A 16,759-nucleotide genomic window follows, 5' to 3' on the forward strand; every position below is an offset into this window, starting at 1 on the left:
CATTTTTTTAGCAATGAACACAAACGAAGCAATAACAAACGACGTATTAAGCCATCACCTGACGGCCTTTGGCAACAACGACCTAGCAGAGATTCTGAAAGACTATACCGAAGAGTCCCAGGTATTGACTCCAAACGGCCCCTTAACAGGATTAGCCGCTATCCGCCAGTTTTTTGCTGAATACTTTTTGGCCATACCAACGGGTTCGGCCTTTACCATGAAACAATTGACGGTTAGTCATCAGGTCGGTTATGTTGCCTGGGCTAGTGATTCGGACATTGCTCAAATCCCGATGGGGACCGATACCTTCTTCTTGAAGGGAGATAAAATAATCGTTCACACCGTCGCCGATTACCGAATAATGAAATAACAGTTTTGGGGCAGCAGAAACGTTTCTGCTGCCCCAAAACCACCCCGGTCTCATGAAGAAAACAATCTTATTTAGCTATACACTTGCCCTCGTCATGGCGCTGCTTGCCAGCCAGACGACTGCCTATGCACAAGCGTATATCTCGCCCATACAACCCGTTGAGGTGGGTAAAGCACCCGGCGTAAAGATCAAGTTACTGAGCACCAATGGACCCATCAAAAACTACGTATTGATTTTTGCCCTAGGGGATGAAATACGGTCGGGCTTGACGGAATTTGCTCAACAGTACGGGGTGAAGACAGCGCACTTTACCGCCATTGGCGACGCCACCTCAGCTATGTTTGGTTTCTTTGATTACGGTCGTAAACTCTTCAAAAGTATTCCCATTAGCGAACCCTGTGAAGTATCCTCATTAACGGGTAACATTGCCGTACTCAATGGTAAACCCATCGTTCATATTCACGCGACTGTGGCCGCCGAGGATGGCACCGTTCGGGGTGGCCATCTGCTTGAACTAGTTACCGGCCCTACCCTGGAAGTGTTTCTCACCGTTGAGCCGACAACGCTCTACAAAAAGGTAAACCCTCAGTATGGGGCTGGCTTGATTGACCCCTCGCTAATGAAGTAACTACTACGAGTAAAAATCGCAGTAAGACTGAACGAACCAGCCAGTACGTCGTTGATTGGTGGATGGATCAACTATCTTAAAAAATAGACTGCCAACTAGTTGCCAATCTGAAGCAGCCATAGCCCTTTCTGTAGCACATACCGACCCCTCATGAAAGTAGCCGCATTATATCAAGCCGGAGGTCCTGAGCGCTTTGTTCTGGAGGAACGCCCGCTACCCACGCCAACGGGTGAATGGGTACTGGTAAAGGTGAACGCGTTTGGCCTAAACCGCTCGGAGCTGATGACGCGCAAAGGCTACTCGCTTGGTGTTCAATTTCCGCGGGTGCTTGGTATCGAGTGCGTTGGCGAAGTAGAACATGACCCCTCTGGCCACTATGAAAAAGGTCAACCGGTAATGGCCTTAATGGGTGGTATGGGACGGGATTTCGACGGTAGCTATGCCGAGTATACGCTGTTACCAAAGGGCCTGCTCCATCCCTTTGAGAGTACGCTTCCTTGGGAGACGCTAGGCGCTATCCCCGAAATGTTTCAAACGGTTTATGGCTCGCTGTATCCGGCCTTAGGTATTCAGCCCGGAGAAACGCTATTGATCCGGGGGGGCACGTCATCGGTGGGTATGCTAGCAACACAACTCGCTCACCGGGCGGGTCTGACGGTAGTAGCGACCACCCGAAATTCCCAAAAAGAAAAAGCCATACTGGACAATGGTGCCACGCATGTGCTGATCGATTCGGGCCAGGTAACCGAATCGGTCCGAACTCTTTTTCCGCAGGGCATCGACAAGGCACTGGAACTGGTTGGCACGGCCACGCTGCATGACTCCTTAAGCTGTCTTAAACCCGGTGGCACCGCTTGTATGAGTGGGATGCTGGCTGAAAGCTGGACGATTTCTGATTTTGCGCCCATGGAGTATATACCGGCTACCGTTCGACTGACAACCTATGACAGCGGTCAGATTACCAGTCCGACGAGCGTATTTCAGGACTTTATCCGTCAAGTCGAGGCCGGTCAGGTGAAACTCCCTGTTAGCCGAACTTTTAGGCTGGAGCAAATCGCCGAGGCTCACCAATTCATGGATAGCAACCTGGCCACGGGTAAGCTTGTCGTACTACCTTGATTGACACTTAATCAATTAACCCACATGCATTTCAGTATATGAAACGGATCGTATCGGCGCTGATAAGTAGCCTACTACTAGGCTCAATGAGTGTGAATGCTCAAGCCATAAAGCTGGATAAAGCTAAACTGGCTCCCAACCTGGTATCAATGTCATTTGAGCGAATAAAGGGCAAAGATGCGCTCCGGGTCATTAAGGATTCTACCCTACAACAGGTGGACGAGCCTACGTTTGTTCGAATCAGCGGCGTTGATTTTAAGAACGGTACCATCGAAGTTAAGGTGCTGAGTCGACTCCTGAAAAACGCACCGGAGACAGCCCGTGGTTTTATTGGGGTTGCGTTTCGGATCAACGAAACCAATTCGAGCTTCGAGAGTATCTACATCCGCCCCACCAATGGCCGGGCCGACGATCAGATCCGTCGTAATCACTCCATCCAGTACTTTTCCTACCCTGACTACAAATTTGATCGTCTACGGAATGAAACACCAGAGCGTTACGAGTCGTATGCCGATATGACCCTGAACGAATGGATCACAATGAGAATTGTCGTGAATGGGCAGGAAGCGAAACTCTACCTGAATGACACAAAGCAACCCGCCCTGCTGGTCAAGGATCTAAAGCATGGCGTAGGCGCTGTAACAGCGGGGGGCATTGGCTTATGGGTTGACGTAGGCACCGAAGGTTACTTTGCTGACCTGAAAGTTACCAGGCAATAAAAGTCGTTACCTACGTCAATTCACAGTGAGCCTATCCGATTTACTTTTTCGTAATCCTTAAGTCTTTGAAATAGCCTTCGGTTCCGATGTCTACCCACAAGCCAACGGCACCGGATTTTAGGTTGCCTTTTAGCTGTTTTATAGAAAGAGACGGTTCTTTTTTGTTATTGATATACAGGGATGCCTGCTGACCCTCCACTTCGATACGTAGGGTTATCCATTCATCAAGACCTATATCGGCACTTGCTTCAAAGGGACCGCCCGGCGAGCGGCCAATATTATCCATTTTATAGTTGGGGTACGAGTAATATTGAATCGCCTGATTTCGAATAACTGGGTTTCTTACCCGGCCCACTTTAGGCCGTATATACATCGACTCGAAGGCAGAATTGTCACTGTTGATTCTGAAAGCAAGTCCAATAAATCCCCAAGAATCGCGATAGGGCGTGTTCTTCTGTATCCGACTCAGCACCTTAACTTCGATTGTTCCGTTTTCAAAATTGGAATTTTTTAGTCTTGCATAGAGTGGACCGTTCACTGTGGCCCCTAACCGTTTCTCATCAAAGGGCAATGCTTCTAAATCTCGTTCTACCTTCAGAACTTCCTCGCCATTAAGATCAACGACAGATCCGGTCACATTTACTAGCTCAAATGACTGATCGTTGAGGCTTACTTCCGGCTTACATGCTGCTAGCAAACCAAGGCAAAGGACAAAAAATAGGCTGTTCTTCTTCATTATCGTTGGTTAAATGATAATGCAAAGTTGCGGTAGCCTAATGGGTAGGCCAATAAACTATCTTAAGAAACAGGCTTAAACTAGATTAAGTCAGACCACTCAACTAGGCGAACTCGTTAATGGCAAGTAACAGATTTTACGCAAGGTCGCCTGGCGGTCCGCTGCTGTACGAAATGGCAAAACTACTTGATAGTGAAATTTGATGTCTTGTATTTTTCTTAGTGCCTTTATCTCTAAGATCGCTGGCCTATTATTAACTGTAGAGTTAGTTCTGTATTCTTTTCCCTTTTCAACCCTTTTGTAGCGTTTTACTCGAGACACTGTTACTGATCCCAATCTCCGACGCTTTATTTGCAAATCTGACAAATCTTTATCACTTTCCCTTTAAGAACGGTAAGCCATCCGGAAGCGTAGCGCGAAGCGGTCCAATTAGGGAGCGAGACGGAACGCTATTCCGCTACGCTGCATACCGTTCATCTCGCCCTACGGGGTTGAAAATCAAAGATTTAGCATATTTTATTTTCTGTGTATTGTATATGTGATGTATAAAAATACTATAACTTACTGATAGTCAATTCTAAACTGTATACTTTTTTGCTGCATGAGCGAACGAAAGAGCATATCCGTGAGCGCCGGTACCCACCAGCAGCTCGAACGATTAGGCGAGAAGTTAGGGCTTTCTCACAAGGATTTGATTGCGGCTATGGTCCAATATTTCTCCGTCACCAAGGCTGATCCGCGCGACCCCAAAGCAGACGCTCCCAGCGTAGCCTTAAAGAAAATGGCGGATAAAGTAGATGGGCTGGATAAGCGGTTAATTGGATTTATCCGTGAGCAGGAAAAGGAGCTATTAAAGCCTATTCTGTCCGAAGTGCGGGCCACGCGCACTCAGATCAGCCAAAGCACAGGAGTTGGAGCCAAGTCAGCGGGCCTTACCGCCGAGCAATTGGAAGAGCAGTTGACGGGGGTTGTGGAAGCGTTCCAAACGCTTATCCGGCTTTCGTTTCGAACCGCTTTAGTAGATAACGCCTTGCGGCCTGAGTACCGACAGCAAACCGATGAACTGATCAAGCAACAAGGCAACCGGCGATGATGACCAAGATCCCATCGGGCGGTGCCGGGTCCTGTGGCGGACTCGTCGAGTACCTGGAAAAAGAAGTAGCCGGCTTATGGTTCGACCGGCAACAGGAGCTATTGGCTGGCCACCAGGTAGTGGTCGAGATTGACCAAAACAAAAAAAACCTAGGCCGGCAGGATGACAAGTACTACCAGCTCATCCTAGCCCCCTCCCAGGCGGAGCTGGCTCACATTGGCAGCGATCCCGAGAAGCTACAAGCTTTCACCCGAGCGGCTATGGAACAGTATGCCCAAAATTTTGGAAAGGGGATAGAAAGTAAAGATTTGGTCTGGTTCGCTAAAGTCGAACATAGCCGCAGCTATGACCATACGGACCGGATTGTCCAGCTCGGTGAGCAGGAACGAGGCGTTCCGAAAGCCGGTGATCAGACACACATTCACGTCCTAGTGAGTCGCACCGAAAACTTAAAGCAATACCGGGAAGGGAAAGAAAACGGCCAGCACGAGCGGAAGAACCCCTACCATCTAAGCCCAAAAACAAATCATAAGGCAACCACAAAAGGGCCAGTAGTGGGTGGATTTGAACGGAACGCGTTTAGTCAGCGCGTTGAACAGACGTTTGACCAGGAGTTTGGCTACGAACGGCCGCTGACGCAATCCTTCCAGTTTTTGCATTGCATGAAATACGGCGACGAGTTAGCCAAAGAGAAAATGCAACGACAGGCCCTTCAGGAAGCTCAGAAGCGGGTTCAGCAGCCACAAGATGCCCTAGTCGCAGATGCTTTCCCGTCCGTCAAGCTAACGCCTGAAAGAGACGTTGCCGCCGATTTGCGAGACCAACTTAGTGAGGCTTTTGAGCAAAAGGATGTCAACGAATTGAGCAAGGCGCTGGCCACCGCTCAAGCCGAACGCGAACGTCAGCAACAGATAGAGGAAGCACGAAAACAGGCTTTAGCCGCTAAGTTAGCCGAACAGCAGAAGGTAGAACAACAGCAAAAATTAGCACCGAAAGAAGAAGAACAACAAAACAAACCTAGGATAAGCCGAGGTCTACGCCGATGAACGAGAACAAATTCCTGAAAAACCTAAATCAAACTGGTAACCAACTGCCCGCTTTTACCAACCCGCCCGCCGAATCTGTACCACCCCGCCGTACTCCACCGCCAGCTCCAGCTGTTGTAGAGTACGACCCAGTTAAACGACTGGCTGATGAATTGAGCCGTCACAGCAAGGCCATAGAGGAGCTAACTAAGCGGCTAGATAAACAGGCGACACAGCCTCAGGCCGCCACACAATCAGAACTAGAGTTACTGTTAAAGGAAGCTCAGCAGGGCGTCCGCACCAGTGTAAACATTGAGAAGCTCGCCCAGACGTTATTGCCCGAACTAACAAAAGGTATACCTACTGAAGCGGATATTAAGGCGGCTGCTGAAGAAGCGGTTAGTGCCATCAAGGCCGCTGGAGTTGCTACCGCCGAGCAAATTAAGCAAACAGGTACGAACACAGTCAATCGTATTGGATTGGCTGGCCAGCGCAAAGCGGATGCCTTTGTCAATCAAGTTGGATTCACCTCTTGGAAAGCAGCTGCCTGCGTGTATGTCTTGTTACTATTGACTGGTGTTGGAACGGCTCTGTACGTTAATCATTTCAATGACGAGGTTGATGCTATGCGCGTACAGGATAACGCTACGAAAGAGTTTGTGGGGTGGATTCAAGAAAAGTACCCAAATGTATGGAAAGCGTATTTGGATAAGGTCAATAAGAAATGAGTAAACAGTAGAGGTTACTTTCTATCCATATTGGCATTACACTTACTGGAATCATCATTTTGCTCTACTTGCCACATCTTCTGATACAGACAGCACGTCCCGACTTTGCTAGTAAGATTGTTAATTTTGAGTAGCTGAACCAAACCAAGTACCCTGCTAAATAGCTGTGCCATCTCAATAAAAAAGGGCAGGTTTGACCTGCCCTTTCGTTTAGTTATTGTAATGCGTAATATTACACGTTACAATAATGTTATGATTATAAATTTCCGGCACAAAGGCTTGCAGCAATACTATGAAGAGGGCAACGGATCGAAGCTCCCCGCGCAGTATCTACGTAAGATCAATCGTGTTCTTGACCAGTTAGACGCTGTTTCATCGGTCAGCGATATTCAGCAAATGGGGTCAGGGATTCACAAATTGACGGGCGATATGGCGGATTTTTGGTCAATTACTGTCACGCCGAATTATCGAATCATATTCCGCTTTGAAGGCGGAGACATTCACGACGTGGATTACGTCGATTATCATTAACGAAAGGGACAACCTATGAAGCGTAATTTAGCCCCCGTGCATCCCGGCGAGATTTTGCGGGAAGAATATATTCAGGAACGCGGCTTGACGATTACCGAAGTGGCCAAGGGTTTAGGTATTGCTCGCGCCAACCTGTCGGCCATAGTGAACGAGCGGGCAGGCATTAGCCCTGAACTGGCTGTGAAGCTGTCGGAGGCTTTCGGCAACACCGCACAGTTTTGGGTGAATCTGCAAAAGAACTACGAGTTGTGGTATGCCGAGCGAAAAGTAAACCGTGCCGCAATTCAACATTTTATTCCAAGAGGATCTAACCTGCAATCAGCATAAAGTGAAAACATAAACGATCACACAGGGGCACACCTGCCAATTAAGCCTATTTGTCATATATCTATATATTCTATAGACTAAGAAAATAATCTTTGGCCGTTTATATGTTATACAGAATAAACAATAAGATGGCAGGCTTTTTGGTAAAATAAAAGCCAATATGTCAGCTCTCTGTGCTGATACATTGGCTTGGCACGGTCTTTGGAACGCGCACGCATTATATATAGATGCATGAAGCGTACGATAGATTGTCCAGGTTGGTACCCTGTCCGTTTCTATCAACGCCAACTCTCTATATGTTAGGTACCGGAACAGGTTCGTACCCTGCCCGACATTCCAAGTGAGATTTTTTGGGGTCCGCAAAGGTAACAACGTGAGATTTATCTCCAAAGTATACCGGACATTTTTTTCACTACTGATAATAATGCCTGCTGGGAATGGTCAGGGATGTATATAATATTGACCTTAAGCCAGTTAGCCGCCAATTCTATTTTCGCTTCAATGATCTAGCCTAGAGTTTAGGACTCCTTCTTCGGCTACTATAATGCTTCTAACGCTACCTATGTAACATAGGGACCCGCCTAACATATGCGTACGCTACAAGCGTACAGCCCTAATTTTTTAACTTATCAGCGCTATGCGCATTCAACAAAAACGGATTCAGAGTCCGCAAACCTTCTTGCATTCTCTGCCAACAGGTAGCCGATTCCAAGTTATATTGACGAATATAGAAGCTCATTCTGCTCGGTTACAAAAAATCGGCTTTAGTTCTGAGCTAAGACCCGGCGAGAAACTCTTACCCAAAGTGGTTGGACCTATTTCTCGCTTTAATGCCGATGGCAAGGATGTTCCACAGAAAGACCAGCCTAAGGAGACGTGTTATCGTACCGTTTTTACACGGGTATTCGGGCGCTCATGGCAATATGTAACGCGCTCTTATGAACGGTATCCTCGCGTACATTACAAGGCACCAGAAGTAGAGTTAACGATTGATGTTCGAGACGGTCAAAAAGTTCTTATTTCCACAGAACTCGAGTATCAACTTAACCAGATGGATGAAATCAAGCATACCATCAATCTCTTTTTGGAGCTTTTCGGCGAATGCGACATACTGTCTGAAGTACTGGTTCAATTACACGCATTCAATATAGAGCGTCGCAATTGGCGGGTACTTCCACAAGGCGAGTATCCTTGGGAAAAAGCAAAAGACGTTTTACAAAGTGTCACAAAAACGCTGCCGGCTTGGAAGCGGGAAATCGTTGATGCTCGGTTCAAACTAGTAACTAATTTCAGTCCGAGCAGAATCGTTATTGGAGAGGCAGGGTTCGATGGCTATGTAATCTTTTGCTTCGAACAACAAAACCTGTACTTACTGGAAAGTCGGTATACTGGCAACGCAACGTATGTTTTTGGAGAAAATTGGGAGCGTTTATCAACGCTTACTAAGCAAGAAATCCTAAACGGAAAACTGCACCAGGATCGAATTGTCCATACGGAAGGTTGGCCAATGAAAATCAGTGGTTTATTCCCAAATCGTCCTGATTCGGCTGATAATCAACAAGCTGCTTAATCGAGTACATAGTCAAAAGAAACCCGCGAGAGCGGGTTTCTTTTAAAGAAGAACCCGGTGGAAAGACGGGTACGTATGCAAATTTTTGTACATATCGCAAACCAGAAAGTTCATGGGTAAAAATCAACACGTCACAAAACACGAGGACGGATGGCAAGTTAAGGGTGCTGGTAACCAGAAGCCCACAAGAGTTGTAGATACTCAGAAACAAGCTATCGAGATTGCTAAAGAGATAGCCAAGAACCAACATTCGGAGGTGGTAATTCATGGTCGCGACGGAAAAATCCGTGACTCTGACTCTTATGGCAATGATCCAAATCCGCCCAGAGATACCAGAAACTGAAACACGGTGTGCCGGTCTATTGATAAATGCCCTTCGGGGCATTTGTTATCTTTACCTTGTCTACGAGTAAACGACCAACAGCTTTGCGAAGAAGTCGGAGCAGAATTTGTGATTCTAAATCTCAGCGGTTTTCTGTGGCACTTCCTGCATCTTTTCCACCGCAGCCGTACCAAGTTTTTGAGTGCTTACTAGGTGTTGGTCCTCAGGAAGATACTTAGCTCTTCTCGGTATTGCTGAAGCTGAATGATAATTAAAAACCTAAGAATATGGACGAATTGAACGCATTGAATACAGCATTATCTAATTACGATGATGCTTTAAACGAGGAAATAGCCAGTGCATCGAATAAGGAAGATAAAGTAATTTCGTTCCTGAAAGATTTTGAGAACATAGCGCAAACGATCATTACGCCAGCTTTTGAAGAAGCCTTGGAAAGCATAAAAAGACATGGGCATGAAGGAAGAGTTTCAATTAGGTCCTTTGATGAAGCTTCCTATCGCAGAGAAAAGGACAAGATTACGGCCGTGAACGTAACCCTGCTTGTTTTCATGAAAGGCATTAAGAAGAAGCGGGAAACAGAACCCCATGTTTTCTTTAACGCTCGATCAGATGCTGCTGATAGTCGTCAGGTGAACGCTATCTATAATATGTTCACATCAGGAGAACTGGAAAGCGGTGGGCATCTTTCGTTAGGGGTTCAATCTCAAGTTAGCGGAGGTTCCTACACACTTGAAAACATCACGCATGAAATCGCGAAAAATGAAGCTGTAAAATTTCTCACGATGTTATTTGCCAATGCAAAAGTGGTGAAATAATACGCAGGAAACTGACAGAAACCCGCTCTTGCGGGTTTCTTATTTTAATCTTTGTACACAAGTAAACGAGCGTTTGTATGTTAGCGCCCTTTCGGGCGTTTGTTTTGTTACTATACAAACGTTGGTATACATAGTAACAAGATAGCTTATATAACCCTATATTAGCCCTATGAAGAAAGCCATTGCTTACTTTCGGGTGTCGACCGACCGCCAGGGTAAAAGTGGATTAGGACTGGAAGCGCAGGCCGAAGCTGTCAACCAGTTTACCTTAAGAGAAGGGTATAGTGTAGTTGCCATCTACACGGAGGTGGAGAGTGGTAAAAAGAATTTACGACCGCAGCTGTCGGCGGCCCTCGCCCAGTGCCGTAAAGACAAAGCTACCCTGATCATTGCTAAACTCGACCGGTTAGGCCGGAACGTTGCCTTCATTTCCAACCTGATGGAAAGTCGGGTTGATTTTAAGGCCGTTGATAATCCTCATGCCAATCGGCTCATGGTGCACTTATTGGCGGCTTTTGCTGAACACGAGCGGGAACAGATCAGCACTCGGACGAAGGATGCCTTAGCCGCAGCCAAACGGCGGGGTGTGTCCTTAGGCACCTATGGCAAAGAGGTCTTAAGCCAGGAAAATGCAGCGGCAGCTATGGCGTTTGCCGAACAACTCCGACCAACCATTGAGCGTCTACAGGCCGAAGGATTCAATACGGTTAGAGCCCTCCGTGACGAACTGAATCGGCAGGAGGTTCCAACTTACAGGTCTGGCAGCAAGTGGCACATTCCTAACGTTTATGCGATACTGAAGCGTTTAACTTAATTATTTATGCGTATTATTACACCTCGAAAAAGGTTTGTTTTTACACCTTAATTTACACCTAAAACTACACCCTTAATAGATTCGTAAATACATGATTTTCACCGTAGGAGGCATAAAAGGTGGCACCGGAAAAACAACTATATCAACTAATTTAGCCGTATGGCTTTCTCAACAGGGAGCGGATGTCCTGCTTGTGGACGCTGATGAGCAAGAGAGCGCCAGCGACTTTACAGCCTGGCGTGAAGAGACTAAGAAAGGGCAATTAGGCTATACACTCGTTCAACTGAACGGAGCGACGGTGCGCCGGCAGATCGAGCAGTTAAGGCCCAAGTATGACCACATCGTGATTGATACCGGTGGTCGGGATACTGCCAGTCAGCGAGCCGCCTTGTTTGTCTCAGACATCTACTTAATCCCATTTGCTCCCCGTAGTTATGAGATTTGGACGCTTTCCAAAGTACAAGCTTTACTGGGTGAGATTATGGGAGGTCGGGCCACACCCTTACAAGTCTTTTCTTTTCTCAATAAAGCCGATACAAGAGGAGCCGATAATAGCGAAGCTACCGACGTGTTACGCGAGAACGAAGAATTGAATTTTGTTGATTACCCTGTTATTAACCGTAAGGCGTTTGCCACAGCTGCCAGCAAAGGACTCTCCGTCTTTGAAATGATTCCCTTAGATGAGAAGGCCGTCAGTGAAGTAGACGCATTGTTTGGTCATATCACTGGTATCAAAAAATAAACACAAAGACAATGGCAGTATCAGCACCACCTAAGAAAAAAGTTCCAGAGCCTGCGCCTATTGAATTGGCCAGCAGAGGTAATGAAAAGGAGATTGAGAAAATAATAAACCGGGGAAGTTCAACGGTCAGTAAAGCTGAACCGCAAAAGCCTGATCAAGTTAAGAACTTCAATGTGAAGATTATGTCGAGTCAGCTGGCTACCATCGACCAATTACGGGCTAAACGACCCCGTAAACCAACGAGCCCTAAACTGGGCGTTTCGCTTCAAGACTGGATTGCTGAAGCCATTGAAGAAAAGGTAGAACGGGAAAAAAAGAAATACAATTTAGGTGCATAATTGAACCTATTCTTAAACCTAATTTTAGGTGTGGTTCTACACCTAAAATATAAGAATTAATATCTGTTAATTAATGGATTAGATAAAGTTCTGTGGCTTAACCAATCTTAGGCCGAATGTAGTTAAATGATCAAAGTCATTGTCTGTTGTGTGCAGATCCATGTCAAAGAATAATGCTGTTGCTGCAATCCATAAATCGTTCTTCCCCATGTTTCGGGCGGACATACCTAGTGGCAAGGGGTTAGTACGCAGTCTACCTTGACTGAAAGCATCTACCTGAGCGTACAAACTTGTCAGCGACCGTGATACTTCAACCAAAGGATAATAGTCTAAGATCGTTTGCAGGAAGGTTACTTTCTGATAACCCCAATCGGCCTTTAGTGCAAAGGCCTCTAATTCGCCGGCGACAACCATAGGAATGATAGCTTGAGCCGGTAACCGTTCTAAGCGACGAACATGACCGATGATCAAATTAGTATCAAAGACCATTGGCCGAATTTTCGTGCTCTTGTTTTAGCAATTCATCCATACGTTGATTCTCTTCCGCTGAAAATCCCAGATCTGGTATCTCCAAGGGTTCTTTAGGGGCAATCTCATTCATAAACCGCTCGACGCCCCACCGCCGAATATCTTCAGGTTTGTAAGAATTAGAACCCCTTCGCATAGGAGGAATTGGCTCTAATGGTTTCTTCGTTTCCATATGTTTTATCCCCTACTGATTGTGGTTGTATTTTAAACGACTGGATGATCTAAGGCGTTCTCAACTTCTTGCTTTAATCGTTCTTGGGCTGCTTTCCCCATTCGAACGAATACCGCATTACAGTACTTCACCCGATCATTAATCCGCTCTTCAGAGTTTTCTTTTAATTGCCAACTGTACACAAGCCTATTGGCCGCTTCTGTGCCTATATCTTCCAAATACAGGGCGATATTTCTGTCGGTGACCTTCCAGGTACGCAAGCCTGCAATAACCCGCGAAACGGCCGTATTTTGCAGCCAATACTCGGGTATCTTACCATCTTGTTTTCGTTGAAGTGTAAAACGGAACCCAGTTATCTTTTTTCGCCCTCGCGTCATTCGTTCGGTTTCGTACACCGGTTCGTAACTAAAAGCTAAGTTTGTGCCCGCTAATTCTTCCAATGGCTCTGTAATGGTGCGAGCGATCAAATCTTTTGTTAGCGGGTATTTCATTCTAGGAGTTCCATCTTTGTCTTTCTTTACTTTTCCCCGTTTATCTTTCTCATACCAACAATCCATGAGTTGTCGGTACTGCTCAACCGTTGGACACCATATACCGGTATCTCGAAATGCGGACAGAATTTCAAAGAACCGCATTGAATACCAGCTTTTTAAACTCATATAGTTATTTAGCTGATACTTGGTATAATGAGCAATTTGAATAAAGTAAGGTTCTAACTGCGGATTAAGCAACACCGTGATAACGCCATCTTTATATCCTACTGCTTTATCCTTAGTTGTGTCTAGTAGGTGCCTCACGTACCATTCCGAGCCATCTATACTTTCGAATTCCCATTTAGCATCAGTTAACTCGTTCAAGGCTCCCTGTACTTCTTTATACGCTGTCTCTTTGGTTATACTAGCTTCAGTAATAATGTCGGCTATTCGAAATTGATAATATGGTCGCAGCTTAAAATCGTCATCGCGAATTTGATCTATAACGCGAGCCATGATGCGCTTGGCCGCCACACTCATACGTCCTTGCCTAGCAAACGTCACATTCCAGTGTTGCTTGATAATGTCTTTATGTTGCGGCTCATAAGTAAGGCCGAGCGGTATAGTTAGCTGAGTGGTGCGCTTATCTTCCTGCTTCATAATTCAAATATATAATAAAAGGGCATATAAATTACTTGACATAATATTCAGGGGTATTTGTCCTTTTATTCATCTTATGAGTAGGGGTATTTGTCCTTTTATTAAACTCTCTTACTAGGGGTATTTGTCCTTTTATTAGCAATCACTCAGTATATATATACTAACTACAATTGTAAAATTTCCTACTACAATAGTTTTGATGTCGCGTTTTAGCATTTAAGGTGTGAATAATTAAAACATATGAGAAAATGCTAATAATACAATGAATGAGTAAAAAACAAAAAACAAAAAGGGACGCGATTACTAAAAAAGAGAAGGAGGACGCCAACTATATTTTTAGTTATTGATGCTGTCTTTTATCAGGAATTTTTACAACAAGGGGTAGTTCTGCAGAAAGGGAGATAAATTACGGTGCGCCGTTGCGGTCCAGTGTAAATAGTCTTCGTACGAATCAAGCGTATAATGAGACAATTAATACTGCACCATTACTAGTGAATAGATTTTTAGATTTGTAGGAAAGTACCCTTCATCCAATGTCTATACAGCCCCTGATTGCTCATTTTGAAAGCTACATTCCACTAAAGGAAACGGAAAAACAGTTGCTGGAAGGTCGGGTAATCCATCGGCAAATTAAACGAAAACAAGCCATCTTACAGGAGGGCTTTCCCTGTAGACATTACACATTCGTTGTTGAGGGTTGCTTTCGGATGTATGCCGTCGATAAGAAAGGCACCGAGCATAATTTACAATTTTCGGCTGAACAGGACTGGATCGCTGATATAGGAAGCTTTCATGCCGGAAGGCCCAGCGCCTTGTTCATTGAAGCCATCGAACCTGCTGTTGTACTACAAATCGAAAAGCAGGATCTCTACTTTCTATACACCCATATTCCCAAGCTGGATCGGATCTTCAAAGTCATCGTTGAGAATAAGTACGTGGAGCTACAAAACCGGGTTTTGCAAAGCATCAGCTCAACGGCTCAGGAACGCTATCTCACCTTTTTAGACCAATATCCCAAGCTTGCCTTACGGCTACCCAATACACAGATCGCTTCTTATCTGGGCATTACCCCTGAGTTTCTGAGCAAAATCAGGAAAGACATTGCTTCCTGATGCCGTCGGGCTTAAACTAGTTTAAGCCTATTTCTTAAGATAGTTCATTGGCGCACCTGGGCCGTTGGACGGACCTTTGCATGGATACTTAACCAACAAAAGACCATGTCACAAACCCAGGAATTAAAAGTAGCTATTATTGGTCTAGGCGCTATTGGCCGTACACTAGCTGTCAATCTAACAAAAGGTTTTCGGGCGGTTATGCTAGCCTCTCGCGATTATACAGCGGCACAGAGTTTGGCTAACGAGTTAGGAGACTTCGCACAACCGAGGGAACTATCGGCGGCTGTTGACGAAGCTGACATTATTGTTTTAGCCATTTGGTTCGATGCCATTGGCGAGTTTTTACAGCAGTTCGCCACTCAGCTAGATGGCAAAATCATTGTTGATCCGTCTAACCCAATTGCACCGGACCCTAAAGGTGGTTTTATCAAGATAATTGGCGAAACCGAGTCCGCCGGTCAGATCAACGCTTCTTTACTCCCCAAAGGGGCGAAGCTCGCTAAAGCGTTCGGCACACTAGGGGCAGCATCGCTGGCTCAGGCTTCCGGGCAAACGCCGGAGCAGGCAGTTCTATTTTACGCCACGGATGACCACTCTATTCAGTCAGCCATCGAGGAATTGATTATCGATGCTGGGTTTGAACCCCTACATGTTGGTGGGCTGGATCAATCCATTCGCCTGGAAGTATTCGGTGATCTTCATGAATTTGGGGCGTTAGGCAAAACGGTCCTTTTAGACGAAGCTAAAGAAAAGCTCCTGAACCCCGACTTGGCTAAGTAGGACAAAGGAACTCGCTCTACGTAGCCATGCGGCCTTGTTTTTAAGAAAGCGTACTCCTCGACAAACTAGAAAGCCCAGCTCTGCCTGGTTTTCAATACCAAAATGAAATACCTATTTTTCTTCTTATGGCTGCTCACCAACGCAGCCGCATTTAGCCAAAGTCCCAGCCGACTGCGTGCGTTCATGCAGCAGACTCCTTCACCGGCACAGGCGATTCCCTACGGGAACAATCCCAAAGCGGGCCAGTATGCGCAGACGAAAGACGCCAAGATTTATTACGAAGTCTATGGGCAGGGAAAACCTCTGGTGATCCTGCATGGCGGTATCGTGGGGTCTACCTACGAGATGGCTCAATTTATTGATAGCCTAGCCAAAACCCATCAGGTCATTGCCATCTCTACCCGCGGACATGGTAAATCGGAAATGGGTTCCGGCGTACCCTCTTATGAGCGTAAAGCGGAGGATGTCAAGACCATTATCGAAGCGGTAACTAAAGACAGCGTGCTTGTTTTAGGCTTTAGTGATGGGGCTTATACAGGCTACTTTCTTGCCGCGTCGCACCCGGATAAAGTTAAAAAGCTGATTGCTATTGGGGCTGGAGAGTGGAAGCCCGGTTGGCGGAAATTCGACAATACGCGCCAATCACTTTTCGGTCTGGACAGCCTCTACTTTACCCAGCAATTAGCCCTACTGCCCCAGCCTGAACGCTTTGATAAGTGGCTCTTATCGGTCAACCACTACTATAGTACCGTTAGTATCGGGAAACCGGTACTAGGCAAGATTCAATGCCCCGTATTGGTGATGGCGGGAGAAAAGGATCAAAATGCTCCCTTGAAAACAGTCATAGCAGCCTATGAAATGATACCAAAGGCACAGCTAAGCATTATTCCCGATGCCCCCCATCCTGCGTTCCTGACGAATTTTTCGGCAGTCTGGGCGAGTATGCTGCCTTTTTTAAGGGGCTAGTTTCCCCCGCAAAACAGCGTGATAAGCGCTAATTCACAGCCATTTTTTTAGCAATGAACACAAACGAAGCAATAACAAACGACGTATTAAGCCATCACCTGACGGCCTTTGGCAACAACGACCTAGCAGAGATTCTGAAAGACTATACCGAAGAGTCCCAGGTATTG

The 16,759-nt window shown here is 46.0% G+C and carries 22 protein-coding genes; 18 read left to right on the top strand and 4 right to left on the bottom strand.

Features of this window, described 5'->3' with window-relative positions; all coding sequences use genetic code 11:
• From ACFSUS_RS28575 to ACFSUS_RS28590, 4 genes are all read left to right on the top strand, one after another.
• Nucleotides 1-370: nuclear transport factor 2 family protein (locus ACFSUS_RS28575; protein WP_381528569.1), on the top strand; the 370-nt coding region annotated here is incomplete at its 5' end.
• 52 nt (nucleotides 371-422) lie between these two features.
• The gene (locus ACFSUS_RS28580) at nucleotides 423-998 is read left to right on the top strand and encodes a PPC domain-containing DNA-binding protein (RefSeq protein WP_381528572.1); all 576 of its coding nucleotides are present in this window, start codon (nucleotides 423-425) and stop codon (nucleotides 996-998) included.
• A gap of 150 nt (nucleotides 999-1,148) precedes the next feature.
• Nucleotides 1,149-2,117, top strand: coding sequence for a zinc-binding alcohol dehydrogenase family protein (locus tag ACFSUS_RS28585; protein WP_381528576.1), 969 nt, complete (start codon nucleotides 1,149-1,151; stop codon nucleotides 2,115-2,117).
• 38 nt (nucleotides 2,118-2,155) lie between these two features.
• The gene (locus ACFSUS_RS28590; protein ID WP_381528579.1) at nucleotides 2,156-2,836 is read left to right on the top strand and encodes a hypothetical protein; all 681 of its coding nucleotides are present in this window, start codon (nucleotides 2,156-2,158) and stop codon (nucleotides 2,834-2,836) included.
• Nucleotides 2,837-2,876: 40 nt separating this feature from the next.
• On the opposite strand, the gene ACFSUS_RS28595 is transcribed toward ACFSUS_RS28590, so the two are convergent.
• A complete protein-coding gene (locus ACFSUS_RS28595) occupies nucleotides 2,877-3,572 on the bottom strand; it encodes a LamG domain-containing protein (protein WP_381528582.1) in 696 nt (231 codons plus the stop codon).
• A gap of 601 nt (nucleotides 3,573-4,173) precedes the next feature.
• Here ACFSUS_RS28595 and ACFSUS_RS28600 point away from each other — a divergent pair.
• The 11 genes from ACFSUS_RS28600 (at nucleotide 4,174) to ACFSUS_RS28650 (ending at nucleotide 11,898) form a co-directional block, all read left to right on the top strand.
• The gene (locus ACFSUS_RS28600; RefSeq protein WP_381528585.1) at nucleotides 4,174-4,665 is read left to right on the top strand and encodes a BfmA/BtgA family mobilization protein; all 492 of its coding nucleotides are present in this window, start codon (nucleotides 4,174-4,176) and stop codon (nucleotides 4,663-4,665) included.
• A complete protein-coding gene (locus ACFSUS_RS28605; protein ID WP_381528588.1) occupies nucleotides 4,662-5,711 on the top strand; it encodes a DUF5712 family protein in 1,050 nt (349 codons plus the stop codon). The genes ACFSUS_RS28600 and ACFSUS_RS28605 overlap by 4 nt, the downstream gene beginning before the upstream one ends.
• On the top strand, nucleotides 5,708-6,418 hold the full coding sequence (locus ACFSUS_RS28610) for a hypothetical protein (protein ID WP_381528591.1): 711 nt from the start codon (nucleotides 5,708-5,710) through the stop codon (nucleotides 6,416-6,418). Before ACFSUS_RS28605 ends, ACFSUS_RS28610 begins: the two co-directional genes overlap by 4 nt.
• A 252-nt stretch (nucleotides 6,419-6,670) precedes the next feature.
• Nucleotides 6,671-6,949 (top strand): type II toxin-antitoxin system RelE/ParE family toxin, encoded by a 279-nt coding sequence (locus ACFSUS_RS28615; RefSeq protein WP_381528594.1) that lies wholly within the window; start codon nucleotides 6,671-6,673, stop codon nucleotides 6,947-6,949.
• Nucleotides 6,950-6,964: 15 nt separating this feature from the next.
• Complete coding sequence (locus ACFSUS_RS28620; protein WP_381528596.1) at nucleotides 6,965-7,276, top strand: HigA family addiction module antitoxin; 312 nt, start codon at nucleotides 6,965-6,967, stop codon at nucleotides 7,274-7,276.
• Nucleotides 7,277-7,913: 637 nt separating this feature from the next.
• Nucleotides 7,914-8,846 carry a hypothetical protein gene (locus tag ACFSUS_RS28625; RefSeq protein ID WP_381528599.1) on the top strand — a complete coding sequence of 311 codons (933 nt, stop codon included), beginning with the start codon at nucleotides 7,914-7,916 and terminating at the stop codon, nucleotides 8,844-8,846.
• Between the two features lie 112 nt (nucleotides 8,847-8,958).
• Nucleotides 8,959-9,189, top strand: coding sequence for a DUF2188 domain-containing protein (locus ACFSUS_RS28630; protein WP_381528602.1), 231 nt, complete (start codon nucleotides 8,959-8,961; stop codon nucleotides 9,187-9,189).
• Nucleotides 9,190-9,455: 266 nt separating this feature from the next.
• Nucleotides 9,456-10,004, top strand: a complete 549-nt coding sequence (locus ACFSUS_RS28635; RefSeq protein ID WP_381528604.1) for a hypothetical protein — start codon at nucleotides 9,456-9,458, stop codon at nucleotides 10,002-10,004.
• Between the two features lie 169 nt (nucleotides 10,005-10,173).
• The gene (locus ACFSUS_RS28640; RefSeq protein ID WP_381528607.1) at nucleotides 10,174-10,818 is read left to right on the top strand and encodes a recombinase family protein; all 645 of its coding nucleotides are present in this window, start codon (nucleotides 10,174-10,176) and stop codon (nucleotides 10,816-10,818) included.
• A gap of 91 nt (nucleotides 10,819-10,909) precedes the next feature.
• A complete protein-coding gene (locus tag ACFSUS_RS28645; protein WP_381528609.1) occupies nucleotides 10,910-11,560 on the top strand; it encodes an AAA family ATPase in 651 nt (216 codons plus the stop codon).
• 11 nt (nucleotides 11,561-11,571) lie between these two features.
• The gene (locus ACFSUS_RS28650) at nucleotides 11,572-11,898 is read left to right on the top strand and encodes a hypothetical protein (protein WP_381528612.1); all 327 of its coding nucleotides are present in this window, start codon (nucleotides 11,572-11,574) and stop codon (nucleotides 11,896-11,898) included.
• 78 nt (nucleotides 11,899-11,976) lie between these two features.
• Here the strand turns inward: ACFSUS_RS28650 and ACFSUS_RS28655 are convergent, their stop codons facing one another.
• From ACFSUS_RS28655 to ACFSUS_RS28665, 3 genes are all read right to left on the bottom strand, one after another.
• Nucleotides 11,977-12,387, bottom strand: a complete 411-nt coding sequence (locus tag ACFSUS_RS28655) for a type II toxin-antitoxin system VapC family toxin (RefSeq protein WP_381528615.1) — start codon at nucleotides 12,385-12,387, stop codon at nucleotides 11,977-11,979.
• Nucleotides 12,377-12,562, bottom strand: a complete 186-nt coding sequence (locus ACFSUS_RS28660; RefSeq protein ID WP_381528618.1) for a hypothetical protein — start codon at nucleotides 12,560-12,562, stop codon at nucleotides 12,377-12,379. Before ACFSUS_RS28660 ends, ACFSUS_RS28655 begins: the two co-directional genes overlap by 11 nt.
• 68 nt (nucleotides 12,563-12,630) lie before the next feature.
• Nucleotides 12,631-13,731: a replication initiation protein gene (locus tag ACFSUS_RS28665; protein ID WP_381528620.1), complete on the bottom strand. Its 1,101-nt coding sequence runs from the start codon at nucleotides 13,729-13,731 to the stop codon at nucleotides 12,631-12,633.
• Between the two features lie 533 nt (nucleotides 13,732-14,264).
• Between ACFSUS_RS28665 and ACFSUS_RS28670 the strand changes: the two genes are divergently transcribed.
• The 3 genes from ACFSUS_RS28670 (at nucleotide 14,265) to ACFSUS_RS28680 (ending at nucleotide 16,592) form a co-directional block, all read left to right on the top strand.
• Nucleotides 14,265-14,843, top strand: coding sequence for a Crp/Fnr family transcriptional regulator (locus ACFSUS_RS28670; protein WP_381528623.1), 579 nt, complete (start codon nucleotides 14,265-14,267; stop codon nucleotides 14,841-14,843).
• A 39-nt stretch (nucleotides 14,844-14,882) separates the two neighbouring features.
• Complete coding sequence (locus ACFSUS_RS28675) at nucleotides 14,883-15,626, top strand: NADPH-dependent F420 reductase (RefSeq protein WP_381528629.1); 744 nt, start codon at nucleotides 14,883-14,885, stop codon at nucleotides 15,624-15,626.
• Nucleotides 15,627-15,728: 102 nt separating this feature from the next.
• Entirely contained in the window at nucleotides 15,729-16,592 is an 864-nt protein-coding gene (locus tag ACFSUS_RS28680; protein WP_381528626.1) for an alpha/beta fold hydrolase, read from the top strand.
• Nucleotides 16,593-16,759: the final 167 nt, after the last annotated feature.

Origin of the sequence: Spirosoma soli, assembly GCF_042684525.1 — a bacterium.
In the GTDB taxonomy this organism is placed as follows: Bacteria; Bacteroidota; Bacteroidia; order Cytophagales; family Spirosomataceae; genus Spirosoma; species Spirosoma soli.

Bases quoted from the DNA above. Each gene is read 5' to 3' on its own strand.
- ACFSUS_RS28580 (WP_381528572.1), top strand. From the start codon at position 423: ATGAAGAAAACAATCTTATTTAGCTATACACTTGCCCTCGTCATGGCG.
- ACFSUS_RS28585 (WP_381528576.1), top strand. From the start codon at position 1,149: ATGAAAGTAGCCGCATTATATCAAGCCGGAGGTCCTGAGCGCTTTGTT.
- ACFSUS_RS28590 (WP_381528579.1), top strand. From the start codon at position 2,156: ATGAAACGGATCGTATCGGCGCTGATAAGTAGCCTACTACTAGGCTCA.
- ACFSUS_RS28595 (WP_381528582.1), bottom strand. From the start codon at position 3,572: ATGAAGAAGAACAGCCTATTTTTTGTCCTTTGCCTTGGTTTGCTAGCA.
- ACFSUS_RS28600 (WP_381528585.1), top strand. From the start codon at position 4,174: ATGAGCGAACGAAAGAGCATATCCGTGAGCGCCGGTACCCACCAGCAG.
- ACFSUS_RS28605 (WP_381528588.1), top strand. From the start codon at position 4,662: ATGATGACCAAGATCCCATCGGGCGGTGCCGGGTCCTGTGGCGGACTC.
- ACFSUS_RS28610 (WP_381528591.1), top strand. From the start codon at position 5,708: ATGAACGAGAACAAATTCCTGAAAAACCTAAATCAAACTGGTAACCAA.
- ACFSUS_RS28615 (WP_381528594.1), top strand. From the start codon at position 6,671: ATGATTATAAATTTCCGGCACAAAGGCTTGCAGCAATACTATGAAGAG.
- ACFSUS_RS28620 (WP_381528596.1), top strand. From the start codon at position 6,965: ATGAAGCGTAATTTAGCCCCCGTGCATCCCGGCGAGATTTTGCGGGAA.
- ACFSUS_RS28625 (WP_381528599.1), top strand. From the start codon at position 7,914: ATGCGCATTCAACAAAAACGGATTCAGAGTCCGCAAACCTTCTTGCAT.
- ACFSUS_RS28630 (WP_381528602.1), top strand. From the start codon at position 8,959: ATGGGTAAAAATCAACACGTCACAAAACACGAGGACGGATGGCAAGTT.
- ACFSUS_RS28635 (WP_381528604.1), top strand. From the start codon at position 9,456: ATGGACGAATTGAACGCATTGAATACAGCATTATCTAATTACGATGAT.
- ACFSUS_RS28640 (WP_381528607.1), top strand. From the start codon at position 10,174: ATGAAGAAAGCCATTGCTTACTTTCGGGTGTCGACCGACCGCCAGGGT.
- ACFSUS_RS28645 (WP_381528609.1), top strand. From the start codon at position 10,910: ATGATTTTCACCGTAGGAGGCATAAAAGGTGGCACCGGAAAAACAACT.
- ACFSUS_RS28650 (WP_381528612.1), top strand. From the start codon at position 11,572: ATGGCAGTATCAGCACCACCTAAGAAAAAAGTTCCAGAGCCTGCGCCT.
- ACFSUS_RS28655 (WP_381528615.1), bottom strand. From the start codon at position 12,387: ATGGTCTTTGATACTAATTTGATCATCGGTCATGTTCGTCGCTTAGAA.
- ACFSUS_RS28660 (WP_381528618.1), bottom strand. From the start codon at position 12,562: ATGCGAAGGGGTTCTAATTCTTACAAACCTGAAGATATTCGGCGGTGG.
- ACFSUS_RS28665 (WP_381528620.1), bottom strand. From the start codon at position 13,731: ATGAAGCAGGAAGATAAGCGCACCACTCAGCTAACTATACCGCTCGGC.
- ACFSUS_RS28670 (WP_381528623.1), top strand. From the start codon at position 14,265: ATGTCTATACAGCCCCTGATTGCTCATTTTGAAAGCTACATTCCACTA.
- ACFSUS_RS28680 (WP_381528626.1), top strand. From the start codon at position 15,729: ATGAAATACCTATTTTTCTTCTTATGGCTGCTCACCAACGCAGCCGCA.